The organism is Rossellomorea sp. GQ25 (assembly GCF_059758515.1).
This window is the reverse complement of the sequence record NZ_JCAXEQ010000005.1, coordinates 132,439-148,468: the sequence shown is the minus strand read 5'-3', so window position 1 is coordinate 148,468 and position 16,030 is coordinate 132,439. Positions and strand designations below refer to the sequence as shown.

The following is a 16,030-nucleotide window of genomic DNA, read 5'->3' as shown; positions in this document are numbered from 1 at the left end:
TTATTGGTATTAAGGCAATTCTAGCGCTACACATTGAAAGTTGTCTACCGCAGCTTCATATCATTTAAAAAATGTTTACAAACGCTTACGATTTAAATATTATACATACTACCAAATCTAGGATATCATAGTAAAGTGAAATGCATTCAGGAGGGAGAGCCCACACATGATCTTAGTTGATAAATCAACCATTCAAACCATTCCGTTTCTGCACCTTGTAAAGGAAGAGAATGTAGATAAGCAAGTTCCGATATGTTTTTTTATCCACGGGTTTACAAGTGCGAAGGAGCATAATTTACATTACGCCTATTATCTTGCGGAAAAAGGATTTAGAGTGATTCTTCCCGATTGTTTAGAGCATGGAGAACGATCGACAGGCAAATCAGAGCATCAATTAGGACAAGTATTCTGGAAAATCGTCTTAAATACGATTCATGAATTATCGATTATTAAAGGTCATTTTGATGAAAAAGGATTGCTCGTTCATAATGGTGTCGGAGTTGCAGGGACCTCAATGGGTGGTATCGTCACACTTGGAGCGTTGACTCAATATGATTGGATCTCTTCTGCTGTCTCGCTGATGGGGAATCCTACATATGTGAAGTTTGCTCAAGCTCAGTTAGCCCAAGTCGAATCATTAGGACATGAACTTCCATTCAGCGAAGAAGAAATAGAAAACATGTTAAGTGAACTGGCTCATTATGACTTAAGTCTTCAGCCTGAAAAACTTAGCGGCAGACCATTGATGTTCTGGCACGGAAAACGGGACAAAGTTGTTCCATTCAACCTGACACACGAATTCTACCAAAGCATCCTGCCATACTATGAATCCCAGGAAGATCATCTGTTATTTATAGAAGATGATAATGCCGATCACAAAGTAACGAGAGAAGGCGTGTTAAAGCTTGTTGAGTGGTTCGAGAAACATCTATCGGCCTAATGTTTTGTTTTATAAACGTTCTTTTGTTAAGATGAGTAGTGAAAATAGATATGGAACAAGTATAGAGAGCAAAGGAGTGTTAACATGGATCAAGATCTTAAAGATAATTTGATGGGTGCACTGGAACAGGTGGTTGACCCTGAATTAGGAATAGACATTGTCAATTTAGGTCTGGTATATGACGTGGATCTGGATGAAGAAGGTAAAGCAACGGTCACTATGACACTTACATCAATGGGATGTCCGTTGGCTGGAACCATTGTCGATCAAGTGAAAACAGCCTTAAGTGACATCCCTGAAGTGAAGGAAACAGAAGTAGACATCGTCTGGAATCCGCCATGGAGCAAAGACAACATGTCCCGCTATGCGAAGATTGCATTGGGGATTAGGTAACACGAAAAGCGAAGGCGGCTTGGTCAGAGGCGACAAGCATAAGGCGAACCTACCGAAAAGGCGGGTTATTGCCTTTTTGGAAGGTTTGACTTATGACCTCGAGCCTCTAGCCGCCGTAGCTGGACAAATAGAAAAGCGAAGGCGGCTTGGTCAGAGGCGACAAGCATAAGGCGAACCTGCCGAAAAGGCGGGTTATTGCCTTTTTGGAAGGTTTGACTTATGACCTCGAGCCTCTAAGCCCCGTAGCTGGACAAGAAGAAAAGCGAAGGCGGCTTGATCAGACCCGACAAGCATAACATGGAATTCCCAAAAGGAGCTTTTTGCCTTATGGGATTTTTTTGTGAGAGAAGGGATTTCCAGTCGTATATGAAATTAGAAATCGATCACAAAATTTGTCGATTTTTGGAGAGCGGTCGATATATTGAAAATACGGTTGATAAATCCTAATAACGGTCGATAAATCAAACCCTTGTCCCCCGCCACAACCCAAACTCCAATCCACCCACCCACATAACCCCTCTCAAACCAAAAAAAGCCGAAAACACAGTATCCAGTACTGCATTTCCAGCTTTTCATTAATCAATCCGACAAATAGAAACCGAACAGTTCTCACAATCGATATCATCTTTGAGAAAATTCAAGTCAAGTATTGTGATATATCCTTTTTCCCACATCAGGACATTGTCTTTCTTCAATTCACTCAACAACCGATTCACGACTTCCCTTGAGGAACCACAGAAATTGGCCAGCTCCTGATTGGTTAAAGGAAAATCAATCAGTATGCCATTTTCAACGGCTTTTCCATAGCTGTTGGACATACGGATCAGTGTTGAGTACAGGGCACCTTTTTTTCCATGAAGAACAAGATCCCTAAATTTCGTTTGATTTTGTTGATTTTGAATTTGAATCCATTTTAGCCATTGGATGGTCAAGCCGTTATTAACGGATAGCTTTTCTTCAAAGACTTCTTTGGGTAGTACATAAGTCTCCGTATCCTCAAGGATTTTTGTACTGAGCATAAAGTAAGCTTCTTCCGTAAATAACGTTAACTCCCCGATCACATCATCACTTGAACAGTGGCGTAAAGACAACTCCCGGCCATCAGGAATCACTTTGCTGATCTGAACTCGTCCGCTTTTGATTAAGTATAACTCGTGAGCAGGTTTCCCCTCTTGAAACAGAAAAGTTCCTTTTTTAACGGTTTTCAACGTTTTTTTCTCGAAAAATAATTGTTTAATCCCGGAAGGAACTTCAGTTATTTCACTCATGAGATCACATCATTTCCATCGTAATGTCTTATTCATAAAGCTTACCAAAGGAAACAGACAGATAGAAGGGATTTAAGCGAAAATTAATACAGCAGCTCCGACAACGGCACAGTAAATGGCAAAATATTTCAAGTTTCCTTTAGCCATAATATTCATGAACCACTTTAATGAGAAGTATGAAGCAATAAGTGACGCAATAAATGCGACTAAGTAAGGAATGGCCATTGAAGCAAGATTTGGATCCTTGATTAAATCACTTATTCCAAATACCATAACCCCGACACTTACCGGGATATAGAGCAGGAAAGAGAAACGTAATGCCGTTTCGGCTTTCATCCCGCTTGCCATTGCCGCAACAATGGTTGCACCTGAACGACTGATTCCAGGTATAAGGGCTACTGCCTGTGCAAGGCCGATAATGATAGCGTCTTTCACATTTAAGTCGCCATCATTTTTTCTTCCTCGAAGGTTACGGATTAACCATAAAGCGATACCGGTAATAATTAAAGTAACCCCGACAGTCCATACATAAGTTAAATTATCTTCAATCACGTCACCGAATAATACACCAATCACCCCGGCAGGGATCGTCCCAATCAATAAGTAAACAATGAAATGAAAATCACGTTTCGTTTCAGGTGTTTTATGTTTGAAATAGCCTAAGCCATTCACGATCAGGCGCATGATATCTTCACGGTAAATAATGAGTACAGCCACTAATGAAGCCGTATTAACCAGGATTTCAAATGTTAGGGTAGCATCCTTGATTCCAAGGAAATGCTGGGCTAATAGTAAGTGTCCACTGGATGAAATCGGGATTGGTTCAGTAAACCCTTGAAAAATCCCTAAAAATAAGTATTTCATAATCAGATAAAAATCCATTGTGTATCCTCCAAGCTTTTTTTCTCCACAGTTTTTAATTTAACACCATAAAGGGAAAGACTGTAAAGCCTTTTTCCAAATGTTAACCGAACCGTAACTTGTTTATCATATAAAGCATTCTGATATCCTTCATCTGGCATGCATGAATGCTCGTCCTTGTAGAAAAATAGTAAAGAAGCATCGCTTCGAAAAGGAGGGGTAAGAATGGGCCAGTCACGACAGTTCAGAGCTGGAGAAAAAGCACCTAATAATGGAGAATATATCGAAATTGGTGAAACTGGAAGTATGGTGAAAAATCCGCAGAAACTACGATTAAATGCGGGGGACCGATTTCCTGAAAACTCCAACCATAATCGTCTATGGACGTATATGAGAAAACCTTAACCCCATAAGGGAACAAGGATGCCGTGTCGACAACTCTCCTTAACAAGGATGGTGACATCTATCGGAGGCACTCCTTGTTCCTTTTCTTTTCCTTTTTCCACCGAAAGATATATAATAGATGAAAAGGTCAATAAAGGTCAAAATGCGAGGTGTAGCACGATGAATTTTGATAATATGACTCACAGCATTCAAGAAGGATTGGTTTTGGCGGGAGAGACCGCAAAAGAAAGACTACATACAGATATCACCCTTCTTCATTTGTGGAAATCACTCCTCAGTTCAGAAGACAGTTTTCTCCGAACGATCTATGAACGTGCGGGAGTAGATGCAGAAGACTTGAAGAATTGGATTGATGCCAAATTAAACGGTATTCCTTCTGTAGAGGGAGATGGTCTGCAGTATGGCCGATTTTTTGCAAGAGATGTCCATCAGCTCATGCAAGATAGTGATTCATTAAAGAATAAATGGGAAGATGACTATATCTCGATTGAACATCTTGCCCTTAGGTTATTCAACCAAAAGAACCACCCAATTACAACTTACTTAACAAAACATAATGTAACAGAAAAGGAATTAAAGGAGATTATTGAAACGATGAGAGGGGGGAGCAAGGTGACCACACAGAATCCTGAAGTAAAATATGAAGCGTTGAAAAGGTATGGAAGGGATCTTGTTGCGGAGGTAAAGTCGGGAAGATTAGATCCAGTCATAGGCAGGGACAGTGAAATCCGCCACGTGATTCGAATCCTTTCCCGTAAAACGAAAAATAATCCTGTCCTTATAGGAGAGCCTGGCGTCGGGAAGACAGCCATCGTTGAAGGACTTGCACAGAGGATTGTCAGAAAAGATGTCCCGGAAGGATTGAAGGATAAAACCATCTTCGAATTGGATATGAGCGCTTTAGTTGCAGGTGCCAAGTTCAGGGGTGAGTTTGAGGAACGCTTAAAGGCTGTATTGCAGGAAGTGAAAAAGAGTGAGGGACGCATTCTTCTATTCATTGATGAGCTCCATACGATTGTGGGAGCAGGGAAAACAGAAGGAGCGATGGATGCGGGGAATATCTTAAAGCCGATGCTTGCGAGGGGAGAACTTCATTGTATAGGTGCTACCACTCTCAATGAATACCGTAAGTACATTGAAAAGGATCCCGCTTTGGAAAGACGTTTTCAACAGGTGCTCGTTCAGGAACCCAATGTGGAAGATACGATATCTATTCTAAGAGGCTTAAAGGAACGATTTGAAATTCATCATGGAGTAAATATCCATGACCGGGCCATTGTGGCAGCCTCAAAACTTTCCGATCGCTATATATCCGACCGTTTCTTGCCGGACAAAGCAATAGACTTAATCGACGAGGCATGTGCGATGATCCGAACGGAAATTGACTCAATGCCATCAGAATTGGATGAAGTGACACGTAAAGTGATGCAGCTCGAAATTGAAGAAGCAGCTTTAAATAAGGAAAAGGATCCTGCCAGTCTTGAACGCCTGGATCGAATCCGTGAAGATTTAAGTAATCTGAAGGAAAAAGCGAATACGATGAAGTTAAAATGGCAGCAGGAGAAAGAAAGCATCGGGATCGTACAGGAGAAGCGGGAAGAACTGGAGAAGCTGCGTCGCTTACTAGAAGAAGCAGAAAGTGATTATGATCTGAATAAAGCTGCTGAGCTTCGTCACGGCAGGATTCCCGCTATGGAAAAAGAGCTTGTTGCTGTTGAGCAGGAGATGATGAAAGAGCAGGAAGGGCGCTTGCTGCGTGAAGAAGTGACGGAGGAAGAAGTGGCAAATATTGTAGCAAGATGGACAGGGATACCGGTCACTAAGCTAGTAGAAGGTGAACGAGAGAAGCTTTTAAAACTTGATCGCATTCTGCATGAAAGGGTGATCGGGCAGGATGAGGCAGTTCAATTAGTGAGTGACGCTGTTATTCGTGCGAGAGCCGGTATTAAAGATCCGAACCGTCCAATTGGTTCATTCATTTTCTTAGGTCCAACGGGAGTAGGGAAGACAGAACTTGCGAAGACACTTGCTCACACGTTATTTGATAGTGAGGAACAGATCATTCGGATTGATATGTCTGAATATATGGAGAAGCATGCGGTTTCACGCTTGATTGGTGCACCTCCAGGTTATGTTGGTTATGAAGAAGGCGGTCAGCTGACAGAAGCGATCAGACGGAAACCGTATTCGGTCATTCTACTGGATGAAATTGAGAAGGCTCATCCAGAAGTATTCAATATTCTCCTGCAAATGCTCGATGATGGGAGGATAACCGATTCTCAGGGAAGAACCGTTGATTGTAAGAACACGGTGATCATTATGACCTCTAACATTGGGTCCTCTTATCTTCTTGAACGAAATAAGGGAGAAGAGGAAATGGATATAGAAACGAAGAACCTGGTCATGAGTCAGCTTCGTTCCTCTTTCAGACCGGAGTTCCTTAACCGGGTCGACGACATTATTCTCTTTAAACCACTGAGCATTGAGAATATAAAAGGGATTATCGATAAGCTAATAGAAGACTTGCAAAATCGAGTCGAAGAACAGCATATCTCATTGTCATTAACGGACAGTGCAAAAGAATTTATAGCACAGTCAGCCTATGATCCGGTTTATGGTGCACGCCCTTTAAAAAGGTACTTGCAGAGAGAAATCGAAACCAAACTGGCAAGAGAACTGATAGCAGGAAATATCAGGTCAAACGAAACCATCACCATAGACGCTGGGGAGAATGGTTTATCGATCATTTAGGATAAATAAAAAAGCAGCCGGATTTGGCTGCTTTTTTTAGTGCTTTTCGACTGGCTCGTTTGGTATAACAAGCGTGATAAGGAATACTAATATCGTTACACAAACCGATATAATTAATCCTGTTTCAAAGTGAAAAGCAGTTCCATTCATTGAACTTACAACGTAAGTTAACATTTCAGTCAGAGCAAATGCCCAGAAAAACATCCAGAAAAATCTCACGTCAAGTCACCTCATTCCTATGTAATAAACTAATACATTATTAGAGCATTCTAACCAATTTCAATCTTTTTTATCTTACCACAGCTTCATGAATTAATAAATGACTAATCTGTGAAATGTAACCCTTATCATATCCCTGTTAAAACCATTTTGGGATAATCTGTATCTTGACTAAAATTGCAAATATCAGGGGTTCTTTGGGCTATCTCCCTTACAAATGTTGTCTTCTTACATAAACTATAATGACTTACTATGTAAAAGGAGAAATTCTAATGTATCAGCGATTGTTTCAATTAGAGCAAGAGTGGTGCATGATTCATTATCCTGAACGCCCAAATGGATTCGCTGTAATGGTAATAGGGGATTCCCATCACTATGTAGACGATAAGAGCAGCTTTTGGGTTCAACATGAGGCACGCTACAAGTGGATTCAAGAACTGACCGCCAAAGGATACATTGTGTATTATAGTAATCTTTACGGAGCGAATTGGGGTAGCAATCAAGCCGTGCAGTTAGCGAAACGACTTTATCAGCATGTAAAACGAAATGAAATCATTAATGGAAAGATTCATATATTGGCCGAAGGAATGGGGGCTTTGGTATTGAAAAACCTCTATCCGAAAATGGAGCAGGACATTAGAAGTGCTGTTATGCTTGCGCCTTGTGTGTCTTTATATGATCATCTGGAACAAGAGAAGGAACAGAAATTCTTTTATAAAAAGGTAATAAAAGAACTCGCACACACATTTCGATTGAAAGAGGTGGAGTGCGAATCCTTCATCTCTCAACAATCGAAGGACTACGAAGTATTTAAAAACATCTCGATTCCCCTTTACATTGTTCAATCAACGACTCTTAATCGTTATAAAAATCAATTCACTCTCATAAAAGATATATATACGGAGCGTTTAGAAAAAGGCACATCAACGGATTTATTCTTTGTACTCCCTGAAAAACGTGCTTCTCTGGGAAGGAAGTTTGCTTCATACTTTTCTTTACATGAGAAAGAGTTATAACAAACATATTGGAGTGATTGACTTGAATCATGCATTCGTTTTTGCTGCTCAACAGTTTTTGGGATTTGAGCTTTGTGATTCCCTTCTTGAGAATGGATGGACTGTAACGGCAGTGGATGAAAACAAAGAAACAGAGGAGAAGTGGTTAGGAATTGGAAGGAACTCAAACATTCAATATGTTCCTTATGAAGACTGGGATAAGGAAATACAATCAGGATGCAGCGTGTTCCTTCCATACTATGATCAGGTAAGAGAGAATAAAGTGAGTTACTTGTCAGAAGTAGAAGGGCTGCTGTCAAAAGTTGAACAACCCCTCTCGATCATTCGAATCTATTCCAATTTTGACAGAGATCAAAAATGCCAAAAAGGAACCGTATTCTACCTTCCTACTCTGTACGGAATTCACCAGCCTACAGACTTTCTGTTCGCTCAACTATTAAATGGAGAGGATGGTGACTCTCCTTACATTGATGATCCGAGTGGAGCGATCTATGTAAAGGACGCTGCCCGATCTATAATAAAGCATTCATCCAATACAGAAGAAATATATAAGGTGAAAGCTCTCTCAAAACAAAGCTGGAATGAAGCATTATCGTACGTAACGAAGAAGTCTTTTTCTCCCGTCAGAATGGATGCTGAACCAAATGGAAAAGCGCTTATTGTCAAGCCGTCCAAGTCTCATGAATCGGTCATCAAAGAACAATTAAGAGGCATTCATTTGCATGAAATTCAGGAATAAGAAAACTTTTTCTTTCTTTGTGGATAGGGATGAGGGTAAAATAAATCTGATGTAATAATTTTCTATGATTCTTTTTTTAGATGCTGCACGGGCTTTAAAGGAGTTGCTGCACATGAGTAAGAAATTTTACACTATTTTCTTGATTTTTTTACTTTTTGGAATAAGTGGTTGTTCAGCAGGAGACAGCGCTGAAATTGAAAAAGTTGGTTTACTGGTTCCGGAAACCGTAAGCGATGGGGTATGGGGAACAAAAGGATACAAAGGATTATTAAAAATTCAATCCGATTATAATGCAGACGTCTTCTATAAAGAGAGTATACAGAATGATACATCAATTAAACAAGCGGTAAAAGAGTATAATGCTGATGAAGTTACTTTAGTGTTTGGCCACGGAAGTGAATATTCAGGGATATTTAACACCCTTTCCGGTGACTATCCCAATATGCATTTTGTAAGCTTTAATGGAAATGCCACAAAGGAGAATACAACCAGTCTACAATTCAAAGGCTATGCAATGGGCTTCTTCGGAGGCATGACAGCAGCCTATCAATCTAAAACGAATAAAGTCGGAGTGATTGCTGCTTTTGAATGGCAGCCCGAAGTTCAAGGGTTTATAGATGGAGCGAAATTCCAAAAAAGTGAATCTGAGCTTATTATCGAGTATACCAATCACTGGGACGATCAAGATATGGCTTTTGAAAAGCTGGAGGAGTTATTGAATCAACGAGTTGATGTTGTATATCCTGCAGGTGACGGCTATAATGTAGCTGTAATCGAAAAGCTGAAGGAAAAGGGTCTCTATGCCATTGGCTATGTCTCGGATCAATCTGATTTAGGGGAATCCACGGTATTAACGAGTACTGTGCAGCATGCAGATAAGCTGTATAGTATCGTTGCGGAAAGATTCGCTAATGACGAACTCAATTCTGGAAACCTCGAATTTGATTTTGAAGACGGAGTCATTTCCATGGGTAAATTTAGTCCCGTCATTCCTGCTGATTTTCAAGCTGAGATGAAGCAACATGTTCAGCACTACATCGAAACCGGCAAATTGCCGAACGGAAAGGAATCGAAGCAATGAATCAAGACAAAACGATGGAATTCATGCAAATTGCCATGAAGTACTTCCCACAAGCAAAAGAGCAACTGGATCAAGCGGGTGTTGAGTTCACTCCCGAAATGTTGCAACCATTCATGACGCTATTTACACAAGTCATGAGTGAAGCCTATGAATTAGGCAAACAGGATGCCTTACATAAAGAGTGAGTGTACAGTAAAACGGTTCATTGAATTTTTCAATGAACCGTTTTTTTTTATTTTATTTTCCATTGCTTTAAAAATGGACTGATTTTCTTATAAAGTAGTTTCAATTCATCGATGGAATTCATCAAGGAATGAACGCCATCGAGTAATGATCCTCCTTCATTGCTGTCTTTACGCATTTCCTGAGAAGGAGAAGCTTCTCTTTTAAGGGGCCTTCCTCCGTACATCATCTGATCAAATGGATGTAGCTTCTTTTCTTCAGACACATTCTCACCTCCTCTACCTACTATATAACCTATGAGGAGATGGGTTGTACGAGTATAGTCAAGCGCGTAGAAGAAAGAGAGAAGAAAAAATAATTGCAGAAAGTAGAAATCTTCGGTAAAATTAGTACCAAGTCATAATAATTGATAATAAACTTAGGTATAAGAAAAAAACATAAAAAAAAAAGAAAGTAGGGAATGCCGGTATGAATACAGGAATTATTGGAATTGGGCGTTACCTTCCTGAGAAAATCGTAACCAATGCAGATCTTGAGAAAATGATGGATACATCTGACGAATGGATTCGTACGAGAACGGGCATTGAAGAGCGAAGAATAGCAGATAATGAAACAGATACATCAGACATGGCGTACGAAGCAGCAAAAACGGCCATTGCGGATGCAGATATTTCGGCAGAAGAAATTGATCTGATCCTTGTGGCTACGGTGACACCTGACCAGCCATTTCCAGCTGTAGCTTGCTTACTTCAAGAAAGATTAGGAGCAAAAAAAGCAGCGGCGATGGATATAAGTGCGGCATGTGCAGGATTTATGTATGGTATGATTACGGCAAAGCAATTCATAGATAATGGTGCATATAAAAATGTACTGGTTGTGGGAGTAGAAAAATTATCAAAAATCACAGATTGGGAAGACCGAAATACTGCCGTTCTATTTGGAGACGCAGCAGGAGCAGCGGTTCTGGGACCAGTTCCAGACGGTAAGGGGATCCTTGCCTTTGAACTGGGGGCAGATGGATCTGGGGCAAAGCATTTATATCAAGACGAAAAACTGATTATGAATGGCCGTGAGGTATTTAAGTTTGCAGTACGTCAAATGGGTGAATCCAGTATAAATGTAATCGAAAAAGCGGGATTAAACAAAGAGGACGTAGATTTCTTAATTCCTCATCAAGCAAATATCCGAATAATGGAAGCCTCAAGACAACGATTGGAACTGCCGGTAGAAAAAATGTCTAAAACCGTAAATAAATACGGCAATACTTCAGCAGCTTCCATCCCGGTTTCACTAGTAGAAGATTTAGAAGCAGGAAGAGTAAAAGAAAACGATGTAGTCGTCATGGTAGGATTCGGCGGCGGTTTAACCTGGGGCGCTATTATCATGCGCTGGGGCAAATAAATAGGACTCTCTTCTATAACTTGCAGACAAAGGAGATGGAATAAATGAACAAGAAACGTGTAGTTGTAACAGGATTGGGAAGTGTTACCCCGTTAGGGAATGATGTTGAATCAACGTGGGCAAATATTTTAGCAGGGGAAACGGGTGTAGGTCCGTTAACGCGCTTAAATGCAGACGATTATCCTGCCAAAGTGGCAGCAGAATTGAAAGGTTTCAATATCGAGGATTTCGGTGTCGAGAGAAAAGAAGCGAGAAAAATGGATCGCTTCACTCATTATGCGATCGCAGCATCCTTAATGGCTGTCAAAGATTCCAAGCTTGACATTACAGACGAAAACGCTCACCGTGTCGGCGTGTGGATCGGTTCGGGAATTGGTGGAATGGAAACGTTCGAACAGCAATATGAAACCTTCCAAAAACGTGGATATCGCAGAGTAAGTCCATTCTTCGTTCCGATGATCATTCCTGATATGGCTGCTGGACAAGTTTCCATCATGCTAGGAGCAAAGGGCTTTAACTCTTGTACAGTCACTGCATGTGCGACAGGGACAAATTCGATAGGAGATGCATTTAAAGTCATCCAGCGGGGAGACGCGGATGTCATGGTTTCAGGTGGGGCAGAAGCACCGATTACAAAGATGTCAGTAGCGGGCTTCTGTGCAAACACTGCTCTATCGACGAATACAGATCCTGAAAAAGCTTCAAGACCATTCGATGCAAACCGTGACGGATTTGTCATGGGAGAAGGAGCCGGTGTCGTGGTTCTGGAAGAACTTGAGCACGCACTGAAACGCGGAGCACCGATCTATGCTGAAATCGTTGGATATGGCTGTACGGGAGATGCCTATCATATCACGGCACCTGCACCGGCTGGAGAAGGTGGAGCCAGAGCAATGAAAATGGCATTGGAAGACGGTGGAGTCCTTCCAGAGCAAATGGATTACATCAATGCTCATGGAACGAGCACTCCTTACAATGACAAATACGAAACAATGGCAGTAAAAGAAGTATTTGGAGAACATGCATATAAATTAGCCATGAGCTCAACGAAATCCATGACAGGTCACCTTCTAGGAGCAGCAGGAGGAGTTGAAGCGATTTTCACTGTATTGGCGATGAAAGACAGCGTGTTGCCTCCAACAATCAATATAGAAACACCAGATCCGGATTGTGATCTTGATTATGTAGCGAACGAAGCTAGAAAACAGGATGTGAATGTGGCGATGAGTAACTCATTAGGTTTCGGTGGCCATAATGCTACGATCGTCTTTAAAAAATATACCAACTAAGATGAGAACGAGTCTGCTAACACGTTAGCAGGCTCGTTTTTTGTTGTGAACCCTCTTTCTTTTACATATACATGATAAAAAGCCAGGAAAGAGGGATGAAGGTGACCGTTGCTCCTACTGATGAATGGCTGGTGGACTCCATTCATAAGCCTTTAGAGCTTTTAAAGAAAACAATTAACGGAAAAGACGATCAAAAATCGTTTTATCAATACCTTATGAGGCATGGAATGTACAAATCATCACATCATGCCGAAGATATTTACGAAAAGATGAAAGAACATAACATATGGGAACGGTTTTCAAATTATGAAAAAAAGTATCAACGAAAATGGAATGGTCCCAATGTTCCGATTTACTTATTCCCCGTGCAGGAAAAGAGAGGTATGTTTCAATCGTCAATGAAAAAATCAGGTGTATGCTTTAAAGACGAAATTTTCTTTTTTATAACAGATCAAGAAGATACGAAAGAGTACGAAGCTCTCTTTGTTCATGAATACCATCACTGTGTCAGAATGAAATTACTAAACAAAAAAGACACACAATATACCTTATTGGACTCAATCATTTTTGAAGGACTGGCAGAACATGCCGTTAAAGAGTACTGTGGAGAAAAATATTCAGCTTCCTGGACAAAGGCTTATGAAGAGAAAGAAATGTCACGTTATTACGAGAAATGGATTCAGCCTAATTTGGATGTGAAAAGAAGCATTCCCATTCACGATCACTTACTTCTTGGTAAGAAATCGTATCCTAACATGCTGGGTTATGCTGCTGGTTATTACCTAGTAGAAAATTATTTGAAGAAGAAGGATGCAGCTACCATAGCCCTAATAGGAAAAGCATCATCAACCTTCTTACCATAGGAGAATGGGGGATTCAGATCAGTCAGGTATTTTCTGATTCCCAGTAGGTGATGAAAATTGGATCCTAATTTCGTCATATCTTCCATTTACCCTCATAAACTATAGTAAGAATGGACGAGCTAAATCTCTAAATGCGAGGATAGAGGCGGAAGGTATGGTGTTTCGAATGTTTGTATTGTTTATCGGGTTTGGACTGGCTGTTTCAGGAGGAGTGAGTTTAATTATATATTTAAATCTTCTCACCACCGGAATGACTTTTTCAGACTATATTCTTTTCGTATCCACCCGAGTCGAATGCTATTTATTTCTCTTAGGGATTCTTATCATCACGCTTTCGATCTATATCCCCCGAAGGAAAAATAATCATTATCTATAAAACCCTTGTTGAACAGGAATAAATTTACACCGATTTGCCTATACTGATTGACAAATAAGATTGTAGCAAAGCGAGGGGTCAATCATGTTATATCTTCATGATGTATGGGTAAATTGGTTCGAAGGCGAAGAAAATGGCTACAATGTCTGTCATTTTCACGAATGGAGAAAAGAGGACGTTATTGAGTTATTGGATCAAGTTCCTCTCATTAAAGTGGACACTGTTCTATTTCATTACATCGAGAATGATTTATCAGAGTTACCTCAACAACTGCTTAATAATGTCTATCAAAAAGCTTACTTACGAAAAAACCATGAAAGAATTCAACTGGATTATTGCTTCATTGTCACAGATGGGACAGGGATACTCGCAGTGGATACGATTGGGTATACCGTTCCAATTAGAAAAAGCAGGCTGATCCCAAGACAAGAACAGCTCGTCTATGAAATGGTAGAAAGTCATGAAACGATGCATTATGCCATTCAGCCTGAGGAAAAGAGTGAGGATTCCTATCATATTCTCTCACCAAGTCCTTATATGATGAGTGGACTGACAAGAAAAGAAAGGCAGTTGAAGCAATTATTATTTATGGCGCTTGATCAGCTTCACAGCTCGAACAACACGGCCGAAATCCGCTACTGGTATACCGAATGGTCTCCACAGCGATACCGGACCATCCAGGAATTGGACTTTGAAGAAATTTGGCAAATGTTATACGAAGAAACGCAGTTTGGCTGGTCGGACAAGCACTTGACCCTCTGCGAGAACTTAATTAAGGGACAACCCTTCTTTGAAAAACTGTGGGAAGTGGAGAATCGTCCTAAGGTGAATTGATAGGTGGATGAAAACCTCAAGTCTGTGATGGGCTTGGGGTTTTTTGTTTAGGGTTTGAGGGAGTAGGAGATGATGATCGGTCCCAATAAAAAAAGCCCAGAGCCTCATACTGCAAGCTCTGAGCAACAATGCTATTTTCTCTTTCTCTCTTTACGCCCTAATCCCATGGCCTTTTCCATCTTTTTCAGCATTTTGTTTGCTGCAAAATGAGCTTTTTCTGCCCCGCGATCGAGGATATCATCCAGCTCTTCAGAATCAATCAATTCGTAGTAGCGGTCCTGCACGGGCTTAATGGCATTGACGACCACTTGAGCTAAGTCGCCTTTAAAGTCTCCATAGCCCTTACCTTCATACTTTTGTTCAAGTTCTTCTATTGAACTGCCTTCAAGAATCGAATAGATGGAAAGAAGATTTGATACTCCCGGTTTGTTTTCTTTATCATATTTAACGACTCCTTCTGAATCCGTCACAGCACTTTTGATTTTCTTTTCAATCTGTTTCGGATCGTCGAGGAGTGTAATAAATGATTTCTGGTTATGATCGGACTTACTCATTTTCTTCAAAGGATCCTGAAGGGACATAACACGGGCGCCCACTTTAGGAATCCGGACATCAGGAACTGTAAAGATGTTGTTGTATTTATTATTAAAGCGCTCTGCAAGATTTCTCGTTAATTCTAAATGCTGTTTCTGATCTTCTCCCACAGGGACTAAATCTGTTCCATATAGAAGAATATCGGCTGCCATTAATGGTGGGTAAGTTAACAAACCTGCAGAAACAGCTTCTTTCCCATGTGATTTATCTTTGAATTGCGTCATTCTTTCGAGTTCACCGATATACGTCACACATTGCAGAATCCATCCTGCCTGTGCATGAGCCGGAACCTCTGATTGAATGAATAATGTTGATTTCTCAGGGTCGATACCACACGCAATGTAGAGGGCAGCAAGACTGCGAATGTTTTTGCGAAGCTCCATTTTATCCTGGGCTACCGTGATTGCATGCTGATCCACTACACAGAAATAACAATTGTATTCTTCCTGCAGCTCAGTGAATTGCTTCATGGCCCCGATGTAATTCCCAAGCGTAATCGTACCGCTCGGTTGAATGCCACTAAATATTGTTTTCATCTTATTTCCTCCTGTTTTACACAAAATAAAAACCCACCCGTCCTATTGAAGATAGGGACGAATGGGATGATTTCCGCGGTGCCACCCTAAGTACTCAGATGAGTCAGCTTAGTCCATGACGAGCATGGAACCCCTTTAACGTGAGGTTAATCCGTTATATGCTACTCCATTTCACAAATAAAGCTCAGAAGTCCATTCCCTTTCCAATGATTACTTGTTTTCACCAGCCACAAGCTCTCTATAAATCATATAGAAAAGTACTACTCTTCATCAACGCTTAT

Annotated in this window: 18 protein-coding genes and 1 other annotated feature (1 of these 19 cut by a window edge); of the genes, 13 read left to right on the top strand and 5 right to left on the bottom strand. The window is 40.7% G+C overall.

Features of this window, described 5'->3' with window-relative positions:
- Positions 1-166 precede the first annotated feature (166 nt).
- Complete coding sequence (locus AC6CIB_RS16415; protein WP_498282450.1) at positions 167-940, top strand: prolyl oligopeptidase family serine peptidase; 774 nt, start codon at positions 167-169, stop codon at positions 938-940.
- Positions 941-1,024: 84 nt separating this feature from the next.
- Positions 1,025-1,333: a metal-sulfur cluster assembly factor gene (locus AC6CIB_RS16410; RefSeq protein WP_044337705.1), complete on the top strand. Its 309-nt coding sequence runs from the start codon at positions 1,025-1,027 to the stop codon at positions 1,331-1,333.
- A 575-nt stretch (positions 1,334-1,908) separates the two neighbouring features.
- On the opposite strand, the gene AC6CIB_RS16405 is transcribed toward AC6CIB_RS16410, so the two are convergent.
- Together AC6CIB_RS16405 and AC6CIB_RS16400 are read right to left on the bottom strand one after the other, a co-directional pair.
- Positions 1,909-2,601 (bottom strand): Crp/Fnr family transcriptional regulator, encoded by a 693-nt coding sequence (locus tag AC6CIB_RS16405; RefSeq protein WP_498282448.1) that lies wholly within the window; start codon positions 2,599-2,601, stop codon positions 1,909-1,911.
- 72 nt (positions 2,602-2,673) lie between these two features.
- The gene (locus tag AC6CIB_RS16400; RefSeq protein ID WP_498282446.1) at positions 2,674-3,483 is read right to left on the bottom strand and encodes an undecaprenyl-diphosphate phosphatase; all 810 of its coding nucleotides are present in this window, start codon (positions 3,481-3,483) and stop codon (positions 2,674-2,676) included.
- A 204-nt stretch (positions 3,484-3,687) separates the two neighbouring features.
- On the opposite strand from AC6CIB_RS16400, the gene AC6CIB_RS16395 reads away from it, so the two are divergent.
- Both AC6CIB_RS16395 and clpB read left to right on the top strand, forming a co-directional pair.
- Positions 3,688-3,867, top strand: coding sequence for a YjzC family protein (locus AC6CIB_RS16395; protein ID WP_498282444.1), 180 nt, complete (start codon positions 3,688-3,690; stop codon positions 3,865-3,867).
- 159 nt (positions 3,868-4,026) lie between these two features.
- Positions 4,027-6,618 (top strand): ATP-dependent chaperone ClpB, encoded by a 2,592-nt coding sequence (clpB, locus tag AC6CIB_RS16390; RefSeq protein WP_498282442.1) that lies wholly within the window; start codon positions 4,027-4,029, stop codon positions 6,616-6,618.
- Between the two features lie 36 nt (positions 6,619-6,654).
- On the opposite strand, the gene AC6CIB_RS16385 is transcribed toward clpB, so the two are convergent.
- A complete protein-coding gene (locus tag AC6CIB_RS16385; RefSeq protein ID WP_309472475.1) occupies positions 6,655-6,822 on the bottom strand; it encodes a YjzD family protein in 168 nt (55 codons plus the stop codon).
- 287 nt (positions 6,823-7,109) lie between these two features.
- Here AC6CIB_RS16385 and AC6CIB_RS16380 point away from each other — a divergent pair, with 287 nt between their 5' ends.
- The 4 genes from AC6CIB_RS16380 to AC6CIB_RS16365 all read left to right on the top strand — a co-directional run bounded on the left by AC6CIB_RS16380 (position 7,110) and on the right by AC6CIB_RS16365 (position 9,858).
- Positions 7,110-7,853 (top strand): hydrolase, encoded by a 744-nt coding sequence (locus AC6CIB_RS16380; RefSeq protein WP_498282440.1) that lies wholly within the window; start codon positions 7,110-7,112, stop codon positions 7,851-7,853.
- 22 nt (positions 7,854-7,875) lie between these two features.
- Positions 7,876-8,592, top strand: a complete 717-nt coding sequence (locus AC6CIB_RS16375; RefSeq protein WP_498282438.1) for a hypothetical protein — start codon at positions 7,876-7,878, stop codon at positions 8,590-8,592.
- A 112-nt stretch (positions 8,593-8,704) separates the two neighbouring features.
- Positions 8,705-9,673, top strand: a complete 969-nt coding sequence (locus AC6CIB_RS16370; protein ID WP_498282436.1) for a BMP family ABC transporter substrate-binding protein — start codon at positions 8,705-8,707, stop codon at positions 9,671-9,673.
- A complete protein-coding gene (locus AC6CIB_RS16365; protein WP_148968454.1) occupies positions 9,670-9,858 on the top strand; it encodes a ComZ family protein in 189 nt (62 codons plus the stop codon). Before AC6CIB_RS16370 ends, AC6CIB_RS16365 begins: the two co-directional genes overlap by 4 nt.
- A 47-nt stretch (positions 9,859-9,905) precedes the next feature.
- Here AC6CIB_RS16365 and AC6CIB_RS16360 read toward each other — a convergent pair whose 3' ends face one another.
- The gene (locus AC6CIB_RS16360; protein WP_498282434.1) at positions 9,906-10,121 is read right to left on the bottom strand and encodes a hypothetical protein; all 216 of its coding nucleotides are present in this window, start codon (positions 10,119-10,121) and stop codon (positions 9,906-9,908) included.
- A 203-nt stretch (positions 10,122-10,324) separates the two neighbouring features.
- Between AC6CIB_RS16360 and AC6CIB_RS16355 the strand changes: the two genes are divergently transcribed.
- From AC6CIB_RS16355 to AC6CIB_RS16335, 5 genes are all read left to right on the top strand, one after another.
- Positions 10,325-11,257, top strand: coding sequence for a beta-ketoacyl-ACP synthase III (locus AC6CIB_RS16355; RefSeq protein WP_498282432.1), 933 nt, complete (start codon positions 10,325-10,327; stop codon positions 11,255-11,257).
- Positions 11,258-11,301: 44 nt separating this feature from the next.
- Complete coding sequence (gene fabF, locus AC6CIB_RS16350) at positions 11,302-12,546, top strand: beta-ketoacyl-ACP synthase II (protein ID WP_498282430.1); 1,245 nt, start codon at positions 11,302-11,304, stop codon at positions 12,544-12,546.
- 95 nt (positions 12,547-12,641) lie between these two features.
- Complete coding sequence (locus AC6CIB_RS16345) at positions 12,642-13,409, top strand: DUF2268 domain-containing putative Zn-dependent protease (RefSeq protein ID WP_498282428.1); 768 nt, start codon at positions 12,642-12,644, stop codon at positions 13,407-13,409.
- A 154-nt stretch (positions 13,410-13,563) separates the two neighbouring features.
- Complete coding sequence (locus AC6CIB_RS16340) at positions 13,564-13,785, top strand: YuzI family membrane protein (protein WP_148968459.1); 222 nt, start codon at positions 13,564-13,566, stop codon at positions 13,783-13,785.
- Between the two features lie 84 nt (positions 13,786-13,869).
- Positions 13,870-14,619: a YjbA family protein gene (locus AC6CIB_RS16335; RefSeq protein WP_498282426.1), complete on the top strand. Its 750-nt coding sequence runs from the start codon at positions 13,870-13,872 to the stop codon at positions 14,617-14,619.
- Positions 14,620-14,750: 131 nt separating this feature from the next.
- On the opposite strand, the gene trpS is transcribed toward AC6CIB_RS16335, so the two are convergent.
- Entirely contained in the window at positions 14,751-15,749 is a 999-nt protein-coding gene (gene trpS, locus AC6CIB_RS16330; RefSeq protein ID WP_498282424.1) for a tryptophan--tRNA ligase, read from the bottom strand.
- 50 nt (positions 15,750-15,799) lie between these two features.
- Positions 15,800-16,030: a binding site (T-box leader), on the bottom strand; it runs 2 nt beyond the window's last position.

Excerpts from the sequence above, each read along its gene's own strand:
- AC6CIB_RS16415 (WP_498282450.1), top strand. The coding sequence starts at position 167 with ATGATCTTAGTTGATAAATCAACCATTCAAACCATTCCGTTTCTGCAC.
- AC6CIB_RS16410 (WP_044337705.1), top strand. The coding sequence starts at position 1,025 with ATGGATCAAGATCTTAAAGATAATTTGATGGGTGCACTGGAACAGGTG.
- AC6CIB_RS16405 (WP_498282448.1), bottom strand. The coding sequence starts at position 2,601 with ATGAGTGAAATAACTGAAGTTCCTTCCGGGATTAAACAATTATTTTTC.
- AC6CIB_RS16400 (WP_498282446.1), bottom strand. The coding sequence starts at position 3,483 with ATGGATTTTTATCTGATTATGAAATACTTATTTTTAGGGATTTTTCAA.
- AC6CIB_RS16395 (WP_498282444.1), top strand. The coding sequence starts at position 3,688 with ATGGGCCAGTCACGACAGTTCAGAGCTGGAGAAAAAGCACCTAATAAT.
- clpB (WP_498282442.1), top strand. The coding sequence starts at position 4,027 with ATGAATTTTGATAATATGACTCACAGCATTCAAGAAGGATTGGTTTTG.
- AC6CIB_RS16385 (WP_309472475.1), bottom strand. The coding sequence starts at position 6,822 with ATGTTTTTCTGGGCATTTGCTCTGACTGAAATGTTAACTTACGTTGTA.
- AC6CIB_RS16380 (WP_498282440.1), top strand. The coding sequence starts at position 7,110 with ATGTATCAGCGATTGTTTCAATTAGAGCAAGAGTGGTGCATGATTCAT.
- AC6CIB_RS16370 (WP_498282436.1), top strand. The coding sequence starts at position 8,705 with ATGAGTAAGAAATTTTACACTATTTTCTTGATTTTTTTACTTTTTGGA.
- AC6CIB_RS16365 (WP_148968454.1), top strand. The coding sequence starts at position 9,670 with ATGAATCAAGACAAAACGATGGAATTCATGCAAATTGCCATGAAGTAC.
- AC6CIB_RS16355 (WP_498282432.1), top strand. The coding sequence starts at position 10,325 with ATGAATACAGGAATTATTGGAATTGGGCGTTACCTTCCTGAGAAAATC.
- fabF (WP_498282430.1), top strand. The coding sequence starts at position 11,302 with ATGAACAAGAAACGTGTAGTTGTAACAGGATTGGGAAGTGTTACCCCG.
- AC6CIB_RS16345 (WP_498282428.1), top strand. The coding sequence starts at position 12,642 with ATGAAGGTGACCGTTGCTCCTACTGATGAATGGCTGGTGGACTCCATT.
- AC6CIB_RS16340 (WP_148968459.1), top strand. The coding sequence starts at position 13,564 with ATGGTGTTTCGAATGTTTGTATTGTTTATCGGGTTTGGACTGGCTGTT.
- AC6CIB_RS16335 (WP_498282426.1), top strand. The coding sequence starts at position 13,870 with ATGTTATATCTTCATGATGTATGGGTAAATTGGTTCGAAGGCGAAGAA.
- trpS (WP_498282424.1), bottom strand. The coding sequence starts at position 15,749 with ATGAAAACAATATTTAGTGGCATTCAACCGAGCGGTACGATTACGCTT.